The sequence below is a fragment of the Pantoea allii genome (assembly GCF_002307475.1).
GTDB classification, from domain to species: Bacteria; Pseudomonadota; Gammaproteobacteria; order Enterobacterales; family Enterobacteriaceae; genus Pantoea; species Pantoea allii.
This window is the reverse complement of the sequence record NZ_NTMH01000003.1, coordinates 1-14,755: the sequence shown is the minus strand read 5'-3', so window position 1 is coordinate 14,755 and position 14,755 is coordinate 1. Positions and strand designations below refer to the sequence as shown.

Annotated in this window: 14 protein-coding genes and 1 pseudogene; 8 read left to right on the top strand and 7 right to left on the bottom strand. The window is 52.7% G+C overall.

All coding sequences use genetic code 11. The annotated features are described in order from the left end of the window. Positions 1-108: 108 nt before the first annotated feature. Together CMR03_RS00850 and CMR03_RS00845 are read left to right on the top strand one after the other, a co-directional pair. A complete protein-coding gene (locus tag CMR03_RS00850; protein ID WP_063879846.1) occupies positions 109-1,473 on the top strand; it encodes an L-serine ammonia-lyase in 1,365 nt (454 codons plus the stop codon). A gap of 213 nt (positions 1,474-1,686) precedes the next feature. After that, positions 1,687-3,249, top strand: coding sequence for an EAL domain-containing protein (locus tag CMR03_RS00845; RefSeq protein WP_096010491.1), 1,563 nt, complete (start codon positions 1,687-1,689; stop codon positions 3,247-3,249). A 93-nt stretch (positions 3,250-3,342) separates the two neighbouring features. Here CMR03_RS00845 and CMR03_RS00840 read toward each other — a convergent pair whose 3' ends face one another. After that, entirely contained in the window at positions 3,343-4,911 is a 1,569-nt protein-coding gene (locus CMR03_RS00840) for a TerC family protein (RefSeq protein ID WP_096010490.1), read from the bottom strand. A 503-nt stretch (positions 4,912-5,414) separates the two neighbouring features. Between CMR03_RS00840 and manX the strand changes: the two genes are divergently transcribed. The 4 genes from manX (at position 5,415) to CMR03_RS00820 (ending at position 8,642) form a co-directional block, all read left to right on the top strand. Next, positions 5,415-6,389 carry a PTS mannose transporter subunit IIAB gene (gene manX / locus CMR03_RS00835; RefSeq protein ID WP_096010489.1) on the top strand — a complete coding sequence of 325 codons (975 nt, stop codon included), beginning with the start codon at positions 5,415-5,417 and terminating at the stop codon, positions 6,387-6,389. Positions 6,390-6,433: 44 nt separating this feature from the next. Beyond that, entirely contained in the window at positions 6,434-7,234 is an 801-nt protein-coding gene (locus CMR03_RS00830; RefSeq protein WP_063881190.1) for a PTS mannose/fructose/sorbose transporter subunit IIC, read from the top strand. A gap of 15 nt (positions 7,235-7,249) precedes the next feature. Then, positions 7,250-8,095 carry a PTS mannose transporter subunit IID gene (locus CMR03_RS00825; protein WP_013026024.1) on the top strand — a complete coding sequence of 282 codons (846 nt, stop codon included), beginning with the start codon at positions 7,250-7,252 and terminating at the stop codon, positions 8,093-8,095. Between the two features lie 88 nt (positions 8,096-8,183). Further along, positions 8,184-8,642, top strand: coding sequence for a DUF986 family protein (locus CMR03_RS00820; protein ID WP_096010488.1), 459 nt, complete (start codon positions 8,184-8,186; stop codon positions 8,640-8,642). On the opposite strand, the gene rlmA is transcribed toward CMR03_RS00820, so the two are convergent. The 5 genes and pseudogenes from rlmA to CMR03_RS00795 all read right to left on the bottom strand — a co-directional run bounded on the left by rlmA (position 8,639) and on the right by CMR03_RS00795 (position 11,774). Next, positions 8,639-9,448 (bottom strand): 23S rRNA (guanine(745)-N(1))-methyltransferase, encoded by an 810-nt coding sequence (gene rlmA, locus CMR03_RS00815; RefSeq protein ID WP_096010487.1) that lies wholly within the window; start codon positions 9,446-9,448, stop codon positions 8,639-8,641. The genes CMR03_RS00820 and rlmA overlap by 4 nt on opposite strands. A gap of 137 nt (positions 9,449-9,585) precedes the next feature. Beyond that, the gene (cspE, locus tag CMR03_RS00810; protein ID WP_001062678.1) at positions 9,586-9,795 is read right to left on the bottom strand and encodes a transcription antiterminator/RNA stability regulator CspE; all 210 of its coding nucleotides are present in this window, start codon (positions 9,793-9,795) and stop codon (positions 9,586-9,588) included. A gap of 37 nt (positions 9,796-9,832) precedes the next feature. Next, positions 9,833-9,951: pseudogene (locus CMR03_RS24910) on the bottom strand (DUF2627 domain-containing protein). A 518-nt stretch (positions 9,952-10,469) separates the two neighbouring features. After that, on the bottom strand, positions 10,470-11,483 hold the full coding sequence (locus CMR03_RS00800; RefSeq protein ID WP_063879851.1) for an MBL fold metallo-hydrolase: 1,014 nt from the start codon (positions 11,481-11,483) through the stop codon (positions 10,470-10,472). Between the two features lie 18 nt (positions 11,484-11,501). Continuing rightward, entirely contained in the window at positions 11,502-11,774 is a 273-nt protein-coding gene (locus tag CMR03_RS00795) for a YebO family protein (RefSeq protein ID WP_063879852.1), read from the bottom strand. 221 nt (positions 11,775-11,995) lie between these two features. Between CMR03_RS00795 and CMR03_RS00790 the strand changes: the two genes are divergently transcribed. Next, a complete protein-coding gene (locus tag CMR03_RS00790; protein ID WP_063879853.1) occupies positions 11,996-12,232 on the top strand; it encodes a YobH family protein in 237 nt (78 codons plus the stop codon). A 34-nt stretch (positions 12,233-12,266) separates the two neighbouring features. Here CMR03_RS00790 and kdgR read toward each other — a convergent pair whose 3' ends face one another. Then, positions 12,267-13,061, bottom strand: a complete 795-nt coding sequence (kdgR, locus tag CMR03_RS00785) for a DNA-binding transcriptional regulator KdgR (RefSeq protein ID WP_096010486.1) — start codon at positions 13,059-13,061, stop codon at positions 12,267-12,269. A 185-nt stretch (positions 13,062-13,246) separates the two neighbouring features. On the opposite strand from kdgR, the gene CMR03_RS00780 reads away from it, so the two are divergent. Beyond that, entirely contained in the window at positions 13,247-14,611 is a 1,365-nt protein-coding gene (locus CMR03_RS00780) for an MFS transporter (protein ID WP_063879855.1), read from the top strand. Positions 14,612-14,755: the final 144 nt, after the last annotated feature.

Sequence of the window (14,755 nt, the reverse complement as noted above, 5' to 3'; positions counted from 1 at the left end):
TTAGTTTATTTCATGCGAAAAGCAGCGCGTTTACCCTGCTTAGCCGTTTACTATTAGCGCCATAAACTGCTGCGGCAGTCTGAACGTTTTTTGTGAGGAGTGTCACCCATGATTTCGGTTTTTGACATGTTTAAAGTGGGCATTGGCCCATCCAGTTCTCATACGGTCGGTCCGATGAAAGCGGGTAAACAGTTTGTGGATCTGTTGTCTGAACAGGGCAAACTGCATGAGGTGACACGCATCGCCGTCGATGTCTATGGTTCCCTGTCGCTGACCGGCAAAGGTCACCATACGGATATCGCCATTATTATGGGATTAGCGGGTGAGTCGCCTGACAGCGTCGATATCGATGCTATCCCCGCCTTCATTAAAGATGTGCAACAGCGGGAACGTTTGCTGATCGCGAAAGGTGCCCATGAAGTCGATTTCCCTCGTGAAGGCGGCATGGTGTTCCGCAGCGAGAATCTCTCGCTGCATGAAAACGGCCTGCGTCTGCTGGCGTTTTCCGGCGATCTGCTGGTGCTGTCAAAAACCTATTACTCCGTTGGCGGTGGGTTTATTGTCGATGAGGAGCATTTCGGTCAGTCTGCGCTGGATGAAGTGTCCGTGCCCTGGCCGTTCCATTCTGCCAAAGAATTATTATCCCACTGCCGCGAGACCGGGCTTTCCCTGTCCGGACTGGTGATGAAAAACGAACTGGCGCTGCATTCGCGTGAAGAGATTAACCAGTATTTCACGACAATTTGGCAAACCATGCAGGCCTGTATCGATCGCGGTCTCAACACCGAAGGCGTCCTGCCTGGCCCGTTGCGCGTTCCACGTCGCGCTGCCTCGCTGCGCCGTTTACTGATCTCCTCCGCCAAGCACTCTAACGATCCCATGGTCGTTATCGACTGGATCAACATGTATGCGCTGGCGGTAAACGAAGAGAATGCCGCCGGTGGGCGCGTCGTTACCGCACCCACTAATGGTGCCTGCGGCATTGTGCCGGCGGTGCTGGCTTACTATGACCACTTCATTGAAACGGTTACACCCGATATCTTTATTCGCTATTTCCTTGCCTCCGGTGCCATTGGTATTCTTTACAAAATGAATGCCTCTATCTCCGGTGCTGAGGTCGGTTGTCAGGGTGAAGTTGGCGTGGCCTGTTCGATGGCGGCGGCAGGTCTGGCAGAACTGTTAGGCGCAAGCCCGGAGCAGGTTTGCGTCGCCGCAGAAATCGGCATGGAGCACAACCTTGGCCTGACTTGCGATCCCGTAGCCGGTCAGGTTCAGGTGCCCTGTATTGAACGTAATGCTATCGCATCAGTGAAAGCCATCAATGCCGCACGCATGGCCCTGCGTCGTACCAGTGAACCGCGCGTTTCACTGGATAAGGTGATAGAAACCATGTACGAGACCGGCAAAGACATGAATGCGAAATATCGCGAGACGTCACGGGGCGGTCTGGCAATAAAAGTTCAGTGTGACTAATCATTTTTGAGATTTAATTCTAATTTTTTGCTTTTTAACCAGTGCATTAGTCAGTCCTGCCTGCTATAAATATTAACGATATTAAAGCGACCTGCGGGTCGCTCTGCTTTTCTTGTAGCCTTTCATTTTACGCTCGGGTCCTAAATTTGCGTTGGGCCGTGCCGATAACAACCCAGCTATATCTATTTTCTGGTTTTGGGAAGGTGATTCTTGATGTTCATGGCCCAGCAATATGTTGGACAATACAGACGTAAGCGATTGCTTATTGCTGTGGTGATTGCTTCTATTGTTCTCTCGTTAACGCTGGCTTTTCGCTACTTTGAAGAAAAATCATATGTTCAACAGCGAGCAATCAGTTTTGCCGATAATGCAATTACGCGTTTTGATCGCATGTTTTCACCGCTTGATGTCTCCGCCAACAACATGCAGGGATTGGTCGGAATGTCCTGTCCGGATGCCCGTTTTCCCTTAATCGAAAAAATTTCTTCACTACAAACCGTGCGCGCTATTTTGCTGGTCGAGGAGGACAGGCTTTACTGTTCCAGTATTTTTGGCTCACGAGATATCTCGTTCAGCCAGACCTACCCTGAACTTGCCCTTAACGAGAAGCGCATGCTGCTCTCCACGGATGACTATTTGCTCAAAGGTTCGCCCGTCTTGTTATTGTGGACGCCCACGATGCTGGATAACCGTTCCGGAATACTTCAGGCCATCAATATTGAATTAATGAGCAGCTACCTGCTGGAGCCGCAGGCACCCTGGGTTGAACGGGCAATTTTTAACGTGAACGGCAAAAGCCTTGAATATGGCAATCCTCTCATTGAGTCCACGCTGCCTTCTGAGGATGAAGTTACCTATACCGAAGCCTCGCTGCGTTATCCCTATACCGTTACCCTTTATGGCCCCTCACCTTCGCGCCTGGCCCTGGCCTCTCTGCCTTCGCAGTTGCCCCTGGCGCTCATGCTGAGTTTGCTGATTGGCTATGTGGTCTGGCTGGCAACCGCCAATCGCATGAGCCTGAGCTGGCAGATTAGCTACGGCATCACAGCCAATGAATTTATGGTTTACTGCCAGCCCCTGATCAATGCCCGAAACGGTAAATGTGATGGCATTGAACTTCTGTTGCGCTGGCATAATCCGCGTCAGGGCTGGATTCCACCCGACGTTTTTATTCCCCTGGTTGAACGCCAGAACCTGATTGAGCCGTTAACCCGCTTTGTGCTGAACCGCGTCGTCGACGCCTTGCCGGATCTTCCCCACAGTCCACACTTTCATATTGCCGTTAATGTCGCGGCCAGCCATTTTCGCGAACGTGCCATTCTGGAAGACCTGCAAAATATTTGGTGGCCCGCTAATCCTGTCCCCCAACTGGTGGTCGAATTAACCGAGCGTGATGCCCTGCCCGTGGTCGATCAGACGGTCATTGCTCAACTGCACGACATCGGCGTGCGTTTGGCGATAGATGATTTCGGTACCGGGCACAGTTCGCTGTCCTACCTGAAAGATTTGCAGCCGGACGTGCTTAAACTGGACAAAATCTTTACCGCCTCTATCGGAACGGATGCGATTAACGCCACCGTCACCGATATGGTGATCTCGCTGGCGCAGCGTCTGAATATCAGCCTGGTCGCAGAGGGCGTAGAAACCCAGGAGCAGGCAGCCTATCTGCGCGATCGCGGCGTAGATCATCTACAGGGTTATTACTTTGCCCGTCCGATGCCGCTGGAGGACTTTCCGGCGTGGTTGCGCCATCATCAACTGACCTGTGACCTGTAGTGCCCTCAACGCCATCCATTACGTCAGCAGGTCATGTCTTCGCGCAAAAAAAAACGCATCACTATGTGATGCGTTTTACGCTAAGAAGGTAGGTTAACCTTCTTCTTCCTCATCATGTTGTTGATCTTTGGTCACGCGCACCAGATCGATACGGTACTCTGTGGCTTCGATGATCTGAAAATGAAGCGGCTCAATATCGATGACGTCGCCAGGCTTAGGCAACTGCCCTTTCTGCGCAATCAGCAACCCTGCCAGAGAAGCGTGATCTTCTTCCGGCTTTACCAGCTCGTGGAAGTCGAGGAGCTGCTGCAGTGAATGCAGGTCGGTGCCGCCTTTCACTAACCAGCCATCACCGTCCATGATGATATCCGGCGTTTCATCTTCATCCGGGAACTCACCGGCGATCGCTTCCAGCACATCCAGCGGCGTGATTAAGCCCTGTACCACGCCAAACTCGTTAGTCACGATAACAAAGCTGCCTTTGGCACGGCGCAAGACGCCCAGCAGGTTAATCGGGTCAAGCGTTTCCGGCACGATGATGATCGGTGTATTGGCAGCAAAGGTCGCGACGTCAACGCCGTGATCCAGCGCCACCAACAGCTCTTTGGCTCTGACCACGCCAATGATTTCATCCAGCTCACCCCGGCATACCGGGAACAGGCTGTGCGGCGTATCCAGCAGCTGAATACGAATTTCGTCAACCGGACGGTTGGCATCCACCCAGGAGATATCACCACGCGGCGTCATAATGCTGCGAATCGAACGGGACGCCAGCGTCAGCACGCCATTAATCATATAGCGTTCTTCGTCTTTAAAGGCTTCCTGTGGCATGGCAATGGCAATCGCCTGCTCTTCCGTGCTCGCGGGAGCGGACTGCACCCGATTACGTCCGCCCATCAACCGCAAAATCGCCTCGGCGGTGCGTTCACGCATAGGTCGATGCGACTGATGACGGATAAAGTTGTGGCGGGCAATCTGATTGAACAACTCGATAAGAATCGAGAAACCAATCGCCGCGTACAGATAACCTTTCGGAATGTGAAAACCAAAGCCTTCGGCCACCAGCGACAGGCCGATCATCAACAGGAAGCTGAGACACAGCACCACCACAGTGGGATGCGCGTTGACGAATTTTGTCAAGGGCTTAGACGCCGCCAGCATCACGATCATCGCAATAACAACCGCTGTCATCATCACCGGCAGGTTATTGACCATACCGACGGCAGTAATCACCGCATCCAGTGAGAAGACCGCATCCAGGATGACAATCTGCGTCACAACCGCCCAGAAACTGGCGTAGCTGCGGTTGCCGTTGTTTTCCAACTCACGGTTCTCCAGCCGCTCATGCAGTTCCATGGTGGCCTTGAATAACAGGAATATCCCTCCCGCCAGCAAAATGAGATCGCGTCCGGCGAAGCTGAAACTTCCCACGCTAAACAGTGGGCGCGTCAGAGTCACCATCCAGGAGATAAGCGATAACAGGCCCAGACGCATGACCAGCGCCAGCGACAAACCAATCAAACGCGCTTTATCACGCTGCTTAGGCGGCAGCTTATCCGCAAGAATGGCAATAAAGACCAGGTTATCAATGCCGAGAACGATTTCCAGCACGATGAGCGTGAGCAATCCCGCCCAGATCGAGGGGTCGAACAGAAATTCCATTAGTGACTCCTGAACAAGGATGTGATTACGTTAAAGCGTGCCAGCGTCAGATGACGTGACTGAAATAAGCGCGGAAAAGCAGAGAAAACGCGGTCTGGCGTGAATTGACGCGCTGAAGAGCGCAAAGACAAGGTTAAGCAACGTCGGTGACGATCCATAAGGGTGGGCTGCTGCCCGCTACTCCTGAATAATAAACAGATCGCTAATGTATCAGTTCGTACCACGAGGTCAAAAAATTTTCTTATTTTTACACTCTCTCACGGCCGGGTTCAGGCGTCATAAAAACTCAATTTCCCTCTTTTATGCTGCAAATAGCCAACCAATATCACAAACTTTATTTTTTCGGACACTAAAATAAATCCGGCATTCACGTAGTGAGTTGGTTATCCCAACAATGTTGAAATTAGGTTAATTCACATTAACAAGATTTAGATGTTGTTAACGCGATAATTCTTAACGGTTCCTCACATTATGATGAACCAACAAGCGAACGGAGGTAGCACGTGACCATTGCTCTTGTAATTGGTACACACGGCTGGGCAGCGGAGCAGCTGCTTAAAACGGCAGAGATGCTTTTAGGCGAACAGAACAATGTCGCATGGATAGATTTTGTACCGGGGGAGAATGCTGACACCCTGATAGAAAAATATCAGGCACGACTGGCAGAGCTGGACACATCACAGGGGGTGCTTTTCCTGGTGGATACCTGGGGCGGCAGTCCATTCAATGCAGCCAGTCGGCTGGTCGTTGATAAAACGCATCACGAGGTGATCGCCGGGGTAAACATTCCTATGTTAGTCGAAACCCTGATGGCCCGAGACGATAACCCCTCTTTTGACGAACTGGTGGCGATTGCGGTTGAAACCGGCCGTGAAGGCGTCAGAGCGTTAAAAGCACAACCTGAAGAAAAACCGGCTGCTGTTGCCGCCCCGCCGTCTGCGCCTCGCGCAGCGGCCCCCGTCAACCGGCCGCTGACGCCTGACGAACACATGAATATTTGCCTGGCACGCATCGACGATCGTCTTATTCATGGGCAGGTCGCTACGCGCTGGACCAAAGAAACTAACGTCAGCCGCATTATCGTGGTCAGTGATGAGGTGGCTAACGACAAAGTGCGTAAAACGCTGTTAACCCAGGTGGCACCGCCGGGCGTCACCGCGCATGTGGTGGACATCGATAAAATGGTGCGCGTCTGGAATAACCCCAAATATGCCCGCGATCGTGTCATGCTGCTGTTTACCAACCCAACGGATGTCCTGCGGATTGTTGAACAAGGCGTGGATATCAAGAGCGTCAACATTGGCGGTATGGCATTTCGCCAGGGGAAAACCCAGGTGAATAATGCCGTCTCGGTCGATGAAAAAGATATCGCCGCCTTCCGCCAGCTTCACGCGCGCAATATAGAACTTGAAGTGCGCAAAGTCTCGGGCGATCAAAAACTAAAAATGATGGATCTGGTGGCTAAGGTGAGCGCATAACACGCCAGCTATATTTTTCTATCCTGTAGAGGACAAGAAGTATGATGGAAATAACCACACTTCAAATTATTTTAATCTTTATTGTCGCCTGTATTGCCGGTATGGGTTCGATTCTGGATGAGTTCCAGTTTCATCGCCCGTTGGTGGCCTGTACGCTGATCGGGATTGTGCTTGGTGATATGAAAACCGGCATCATCATCGGTGGTACGCTGGAGATGATTGCACTTGGCTGGATGAATATCGGTGCTGCTGTTGCGCCTGATGCCGCGCTGGCCTCCATTATCTCCACCATTCTGGTGATTGCCGGTGGACAGAGCGTGGGTGCTGGTATTGCGTTGGCCATCCCACTGGCGGCGGCCGGTCAGGTTCTGACCATCATCGTGCGTACGCTGACCGTGGCGTTCCAGCATGCGGCGGACAAAGCCGCGGAAAAAGGCAACCTTACGGCCATCTCATGGATTCACGTTTCCGCCTTGCTGCTTCAGGCAATGCGCATCGCGATACCGGCGCTGATTGTTGCCATCTCGGTGGGAACGGATGCGGTTCACTCTCTGCTCAGCTCCATCCCTGAGGTCGTCACCAACGGTCTGAACATCGCAGGTGGCATGATCGTGGTCGTCGGTTACGCCATGGTCATCAATATGATGCGTGCAGGCTATTTGATGCCGTTCTTCTATCTGGGTTTCGTCACTGCCGCGTTTACCAACTTTAACCTGGTGGCTTTAGGCGTGATTGGCGTCGTGATGGCGGTGCTTTATATCCAGCTCAGCCCGAAATATAACCGCGTGGCCGGTGGGCCCGCGGCATCGCCGTCAGCTAACGACCTCGACAACGAACTCGATTAAGGAACAGGTGACAACATGGTTGATATAACAAAAGTCGAAAAGAAACTGACGCCGGGTGACGTTCGCGCTGTATTTTTACGCTCAAACCTGTTTCAGGGTTCCTGGAACTTTGAACGTATGCAGGCGCTGGGGTTCTGTTTCTCAATGGTGCCAGTGATCCGCCGTCTTTATCCTGAAAACAATGACGACCGCAAGCAGGCGATCAAACGCCACCTTGAGTTTTTTAATACGCATCCTTACGTGGCCGCGCCTGTGTTAGGTGTGACGATGGCGATGGAAGAGCAGCGCGCTAATGGTGCAGCGATTGATGACGGTGCAATAAACGGTATCAAAGTGGGCCTGATGGGCCCGCTGGCCGGCGTAGGCGATCCGATTTTCTGGGGAACCGTTCGTCCGGTGTTTGCGGCCTTAGGCGCAGGCATTGCGATGAGCGGCAGTTTGCTCGGTCCGCTGCTGTTTTTTATCCTGTTTAACCTGGCGCGCCTGTTAACCCGTTACTACGGTGTCGCTTATGGTTATCGTAAAGGGATCGATATTGTCAGCGACATGGGCGGTGGCTTCCTGCAAAAACTGACCGAGGGAGCATCGATTCTCGGCCTGTTTGTTATGGGCGCGCTGGTTAACAAGTGGACGCACGTCAATATTCCGCTGGTGGTTTCACGCATTACCGATCAGACCGGGAAAACCACGGTGACGACCGTACAGTCGATTCTGGATCAGCTGATGCCGGGCATTGTCCCGCTCCTGCTGACTTTCGCCTGTATGTGGCTGCTGCGCCGCAAGGTTAATGCGCTGTGGATTATCGTTGGCTTCTTTGCTATCGGTATATTTGGTTACTGGATCGGTTTGCTCGGGCTGTAACGTTAACCGCATCGGGAGCCTCGGCTCCCGATGCTTTTAAGCGGCCCGCTGCGTGAGAAAGCCGGCTTTTATCTGTAAAGGAAGAACAATGTCATTGACCGACGGCATCATCGCCCTCTGCATCATCGCCCTTCTGTTTTTTGCTGTTTATGATGAAGCGGTTCTGCCACGTCGTCATGGCCCCACGCTGTTACGTGTACCGTTACAACGCCGTCATAAAGCCGACAGCCTGATCTTCATAGGTTTACTGCTCATCCTGTTGTGGAACAACGTCGCCCATCAAGGCCCGAAACTTACCACCGCGCTGTTGATGGTGCTGTGTTTTTTATCATTTTGGCTTTTCTGGCTGCGTCGTCCCAAACTGCTGATGAAAAGTCAGGGATTGTTTTATGCGGGCATGTGGACAGACTATCGGCGCATACAGGGTATGAATCTTTCAGAGGACGGCATTTTAGTCATGCAGCTTGAGCAGCGACGTTTGCTGATCGCCGTGCAGCAGCTTGACGATCTTGAGCGTATTTACCAAACGCTGGTCGAGGCGCGTTAGTCGCGTTGCCAAAGGGTAATCATAAAGTCCGCGTCACAGTGAAATTGCGAGCTTTCAGCGAGGGACTGCCAGACTTCTGGCCGCGCGCGCCAGGCAAACGGGGTCATCTGCAACAGGGTGGTTGCCGCCTGTGCGGTCAACGCCATCGGATAGGTCAAACGGTGCTGGGCCCGTTGCGTAAATCCCTGGTAGACTTTCTCTTCCGACGCGTGAAGCTGCACCTCGCGATAAATCAGCGCCTTGAACTGCTCCAGATGATGAGGCCCGGGCGTAACCGTTAGCAGCAGGCCACCCGGTTTGATGACGCGGCTCAGTTCCGCCTCGTTGCAGGGCGCATAGATACGTACCACCGCATCCAACATGTTGTCACTAAACGGCAGGCGCTGGCTTGAGGCCACACAGAATAACACCTGCGGATAGCGCTTAGCCGCCAGTCGAATCGCCATTTTCGCCACATCCAGACCGTATACCTGCCCTTCAGGGGCGAGATTGTCGGCGAATGCGCCCGTGTAGTAACCTTCCCCGCAGCCGATGTCCAGAATCTGCGCAGCCGGTTGCTGCAGGTGCTGATTAAGCACGCTCACCACCCGATCCCGCAACGGCTGGTAATAACCGGCCTGAAGAAACTCACGCCGCGCCTGCATCATGTCAGCACTGTCGCCCGGCTCACGCGAGCCTTTATGTTGAACGGGCAGCAAATTGACATAGCCCTCTTTCGCCTGGTCGAACTGGTGACGATTCTCACAGCGCCAGCTGCGTTCGGTAAGGCTCAGGGGAAAGTGACAAAGTGGGCAAATCAAAGACATCAGGCGCTCCGGCAGAAATCGACGCGCAGAAGTGTACTCGACGGGAAACAATATCGAAAGCGTAAAAAAAGCCTCGGCCAGATGGCCAAGGCTTTAATATCTGAGACTGTGGTGCCTGGCACCCGTCTGAGGCGAAATCAGATAGCAGTAACGTTAACTGCTGCTGGACCTTTCTGGCCGTCCTGAATTTCGAACTCTACGTTCTGGCCTTCAGCCAGTGTTTTGAAACCGTTGCCCTGAATAGCAGAGAAGTGTACGAACACATCTTTGCTACCGTCAGCTGGAGTGATAAAACCGAAGCCTTTAGACTCGTTGAACCACTTAACCTGACCTTTAATCTTTGCCATTTTACTAATTCCTTAAAGTGTTTATTTTGCCCGGAGGCTAACCTACAGATAAAACAGAGACATTACTGAATGAGGCACTGATTAAAGTTCGGCAAGGAAGCGGTATTCAACGTCAACGTCTTTACTCGTAACTTCTTTACTGAAGATGCCATACATAAACAGAACTGTACCTCGTTTAACCCACGAATTGTTATCACATATCCGCTAAATAATGGCAAGCCATTTTTATATGCCTGACCGGCGCTTTTTGCATAATTGCAAAGTGGCTCCCAGAGAATGTACTTCCTGGTACAAAACCCTGGATAGCGAACGCCAGTAATAGCCCTGACATCACTATAAAATAATGCTTTCCTGCCCGGACAGGATGATATCTGACTCCCTTACCCACCTCACTCGCGATGGATAACATTAAAAAAATAACATTGCACTAATATGGCAATATTGCACCAAATAAAGGAGCAGATAAGTGAAGCGCGAGTAATCTATTGCGGCAAGCTTGTACAACAAAACTTATTCCGTACACATATAAATATTATTTTCAGCAAAATCATAAGTTGAGCGTGAACGCAATCATTTATAGCTTGCGCGCAGGCGTTTTTTGAATTAGGCCTGCGCCATGTAGGATATTAAAATGGATTCCAGTCAACACGTAGCGGCGTCTGACGAGAATGTTATCACGACGGATTAATCGGGTTGATATATGTCAGGCTGCGGCTCTCGCCAATCTGCCATGGCGTAAAGTGCCTGCTCGCTTCACCGCTTTGCGTTAAAACACGCTGCAATTCCGCCGGAGGCGCATCCAGCGATTCATCGGCCAGTTCAAAAACCCCCCAATGGATTGGGACAGTAAGAGGCTGGCCGATTGCCCGCCACAACGCCACCGCCTGTTGAGGGTCCATATGTTGTGCCCCCATAAACCAGCGGGGTTCATAGGCCCCGACGGGCAGCGCGGCCAGATTGAACGGGCCGTGACGTTCTGCAATGGCATGAAGATTTTCCGTGTAGCCACTGTCACCCGAGAACCAAAAGCGCACTGAGTCGGTTTTAATGACCCAACCGCACCAGAGAGATCGGTTGCGATCGGTAAAGGTGCGCATACTCCAGTGGCGGGCCGGTACCGCATCAAACTGAATCCCACCCATCGCCTTGTGTTGCCACCAGTCCAGCGCGTGCACCTGTTTAACCCCACGACGTTTACACCAGTCCGCCAGACCCAAGGGCACCAGAAAAACAGCCTCAGGAAAATGGCGTACGATCTGCTTGATGGTTGGCTTATCCAGATGATCGTAATGATTATGGGAGATCAGCACGTAATCCAGACGAGGCAACTGACTGATGGTCAGCGGGGACGGCGTTTTCCGTTCTGGCCCGATAAACGGCAGAGGCGAGGCCCGCGGGGAAAGCGCGGGATCGATTAATATATAGCGTTGATTCAGCCGCAACAGCAGCGCAGCATGGCCCAGCCACCAGAGCCGGTCATCCTCACCGCTCAGGTCGGCAGGTTGCCACCACTGCGCAATAAAGTCGTCATAACCCCGCTGAGGCGGATGGGGTAATCCCTGGGCTTTACGTTCCTTACGCCAGCGCTTCAGGTCACCCTGCTGGCGTGTGTCAGGTTCAGGGTTACGAAAACCCGCCGGTGTGTGATGGGCTTTACTGCTGTCAAACCAGGGATTCTTCCAGGCCATCCGGCCTCCATGCAGGCGTTAACGTTCCGGAATGAGGCGAATAAAATCGCCATTTTCCGGCTGCGCGTCAGTTTTTTGCTCTGACGTACCACTTTGCTTCTCGATCAAACGCTTCAGCAATGCGTTTTGTTTCTTTTGCTCTTCCAGCAGCGACGCCAGCAACGCAATCTGTTCATTTGCCCGAACGCTGGCGCGGTTAACGTAGAACCACAGGATCAATGCCACAATCAGCATTATCCCCATCACGCCATAGCTGACCACTGGACCCGCATTAGCGGCTAACTCATTCATAACTTCCTCAAGATACCAGGTGAAACCACCATAAAAGGTGCGACCGTCTATTCTACCCTGCGGCGCAGTAAAAGATAATGGCGGAGTAAGGGATGGGCATCATTCTGCTCATTTCAGTTATCTCTGATCGCTTCCCGCGTCAAAGCGAGGCATGCTGCTGCGGTACATCATGTCAGGCAGCAGTCACTGGAACGCTGCGTTAGGTATCATAAGGAGATACAATGAAACTGTTTATTCGGGCGATTGTTGTTGTGGGGATCATCTGGCTGGCGATGCTGTTTACCGGCTATGGCATTCTGGCTGGCAGTAATAAGAATGCGGCGGGACTGGGACTTAAGTGTAACTACCTTACCGCACGGGGCATGATCACGGCACAGTATCTGCACACGGACAGCGGCGTAGTGGGCGTGACCGACTGCCCGCTGTTGAAGAAAAGTAGTGAAGTGGTTGATAACTGATCGCACTGAAGCGGGCCAACTGGCCCGCTTTTTTTTACGAAAACGTGTAATCGTGATAACCCAGCTCGGCGGAAAGACGTCGTCCCGCGTCTTGCAGCATCGTGACATAAGTCTGCTTATTCGACTCTGAGAAGCGAATGGTGGGAAAAGAGATACTCAACCCGGCGACGGCCACGCCAAAGCGATCAAAAATGGGCACGGCGATACAGCGCACGCCCGCTTCCTGCTCTTCGTTATCCTCACCATAACCCTGCTGCTTCACCTGACTCAGCGCCTCCAGCAGCGCACCCGCGTCAGAAAGTGTATTGGCGGTATGAATGCTAAACGTCATGCGCTGCAGAATCTCGTTGACGTCATCACGGCTGCGCCATGCTAATAACACCTTACCCAGCGCGGTAGAGTGCAGCGGATTACGGCGACCGATACGCGACGACATGCGCAGGTTATACAACGAATCGATCTTGTGAACATAGACGATGCTCTCGTCATCCAGCGCGCCCAAATGAATCGTTTCTTTGGTCAGGCGGGACAATTCCCGCATCTGCACATCGGCACTGCGAATCAAATCGATGTTCTGCAGCGCTTTCGATCCCACCTCAAACAGTTTTAGCGTCAGCGAGTATTTCTCACTTTCCCCTTCCTGGGCCACATAGCCCAGTGACTTCATGGTTTGCAGGAAACGGTAAACGGTGCTTTTCGACATCATCAGCCGTTGAGCCAGTTCGGTAATCCCATGATCGCGCGCGTCACTTAATGCCTGCAAAATGCCAAACACCTTTTGCACCGACGAGACCGAATCAGGCTGTTTGTCCTTTTCATCAGGAACCATGTGCCACCTTGAATACGTGTTTCAAAAAAAACGGAACGAGGTTGCAGTATAGATGGGCCGACATTGCCCCAGCAATCTTTCAACGCCTGTAACATCTGCAAAATATATTTTTCGGCCCGGCGCGATGCATTTTGTCCGGTAATTGATTAGGATCATGATATTCACCCCCTTTAATATTAGCCTCTATGTCACTCTCTTCTTCAGACGGCGGACTTGCTGTGCCACAACGGTACTGGGCCATTCTGACGATCGCCATTGGCCTCATCATGGCGGTGTTAGACGGTTCGATTGCCAACGTGGCGCTTCCCACCATTTCACGTGAACTGCAGGCCAGTCCGGCCCAGTCGGTGTGGGTGATTAACGCCTATCAGATCGCCATTGTTTCTTCGCTGCTGTCATTGTCATTTCTGGGTGATATCGTCGGCTACCGTCGCGTGTATCAGTTCGGCCTGGTGGTGTTTGTCGCGACCTCCGTATTCTGCGCCCTGTCGTCCTCCCTGACGATGCTGACCGTGGCGCGCGTCATGCAGGGACTGGGCGGTGCCGCGATAATGAGCGTGAATACGGCCCTGATACGCATCATCTATCCGCCCCGCTATCTGGGACGCGGGATCGCCATTAACGCACTGCTGGTCGCGATCTCAACCGCCGCCGGGCCTACAGTTGCGGCGGCCATTCTCTCGTTCGCCAGCTGGCGCTGGTTATTCCTGGTTAACCTGCCGCTCGGTGCGGTGACACTGTGGCTGGCGTTACGCTACCTGCCGGATAACCCACAACGGGCAAAAACACAGAAGTTTGATGTCATCAGTGCCGTGATGAATGCGCTTTTTTTCGGCCTGTTAATTTCTGCGCTGGGCGGCTTTGCACAGGGACAATCGCACTGGCTGATAGCCAGTGAAGTGGTGGTGGTCATCCTGGTGGGTTATTTCTTTATTCGTCGTCAGTTAGCGATGGCGGTGCCGTTACTGCCGGTCGATTTATTGCGTATTCCCATTTTCGCCCTGTCGATCTGCACATCAGTGTGCTCTTTCTGCGCCCAGATGCTGGCCATGGTTTCACTGCCTTTCTATCTGCAAAGCGTACTGGGTCGTGATGAAGTTGCTACGGGCTTGCTGTTGACGCCCTGGCCGCTGGCCACCATGCTGCTTTCGCCGGTGGCTGGCCGCCTGATTGAGCGGGTGCATGCCGGTTTACTGGGCGGCATTGGTCTGGCTCTGTTTGCTGTCGGGCTGTTCCTGCTCGCCCGGATGCCGGCCCAGCCTGAGGATAGTGATATTATCTGGCGCATGATGCTGTGCGGTGCAGGTTTTGGCCTGTTTCAGTCACCCAATAACCACACCATCGTCACCGCAGCTCCGCGCAACCGCAGCGGCGGTGCCAGCGGTATGCTAGGAACGGCACGTTTACTGGGGCAGAGCAGCGGTGCAGCGCTGGTTGCGTTGCTGTTCAATCTGATGGGAAATGGCGGAACCCACGCCTCGCTGTTATTAGCCGGGGGATTCTCTACCGTCGCCGCCCTGCTCAGCCTGTCAAGGATGAAAGCGTCCTGAGTCCGGCGACAAAAAAGGCGACTGAGCAGTCGCCTTTTTATCGGGGTTTGTCCCGTCCTGAATAGCGTTGACACATTTTCCACTGGTTTTGAGGAGAATGTGATGAAACAGTATGTTAAACGCACTCAGCGGGATTACTCTCTG

Bases quoted from the DNA above. Each gene is read 5' to 3' on its own strand.
- CMR03_RS00820 (WP_096010488.1), top strand. From the start codon at position 8,184: ATGTCATTGACCGACGGCATCATCGCCCTCTGCATCATCGCCCTTCTG.
- CMR03_RS00795 (WP_063879852.1), bottom strand. From the start codon at position 11,774: ATGAATGAGTTAGCCGCTAATGCGGGTCCAGTGGTCAGCTATGGCGTG.
- CMR03_RS00825 (WP_013026024.1), top strand. From the start codon at position 7,250: ATGGTTGATATAACAAAAGTCGAAAAGAAACTGACGCCGGGTGACGTT.
- cspE (WP_001062678.1), bottom strand. From the start codon at position 9,795: ATGGCAAAGATTAAAGGTCAGGTTAAGTGGTTCAACGAGTCTAAAGGC.
- CMR03_RS00850 (WP_063879846.1), top strand. From the start codon at position 109: ATGATTTCGGTTTTTGACATGTTTAAAGTGGGCATTGGCCCATCCAGT.
- CMR03_RS00790 (WP_063879853.1), top strand. From the start codon at position 11,996: ATGAAACTGTTTATTCGGGCGATTGTTGTTGTGGGGATCATCTGGCTG.
- CMR03_RS00840 (WP_096010490.1), bottom strand. From the start codon at position 4,911: ATGGAATTTCTGTTCGACCCCTCGATCTGGGCGGGATTGCTCACGCTC.
- CMR03_RS00800 (WP_063879851.1), bottom strand. From the start codon at position 11,483: ATGGCCTGGAAGAATCCCTGGTTTGACAGCAGTAAAGCCCATCACACA.
- CMR03_RS00830 (WP_063881190.1), top strand. From the start codon at position 6,434: ATGGAAATAACCACACTTCAAATTATTTTAATCTTTATTGTCGCCTGT.
- CMR03_RS00845 (WP_096010491.1), top strand. From the start codon at position 1,687: ATGTTCATGGCCCAGCAATATGTTGGACAATACAGACGTAAGCGATTG.
- kdgR (WP_096010486.1), bottom strand. From the start codon at position 13,061: ATGGTTCCTGATGAAAAGGACAAACAGCCTGATTCGGTCTCGTCGGTG.
- rlmA (WP_096010487.1), bottom strand. From the start codon at position 9,448: ATGTCTTTGATTTGCCCACTTTGTCACTTTCCCCTGAGCCTTACCGAA.
- CMR03_RS00780 (WP_063879855.1), top strand. From the start codon at position 13,247: ATGTCACTCTCTTCTTCAGACGGCGGACTTGCTGTGCCACAACGGTAC.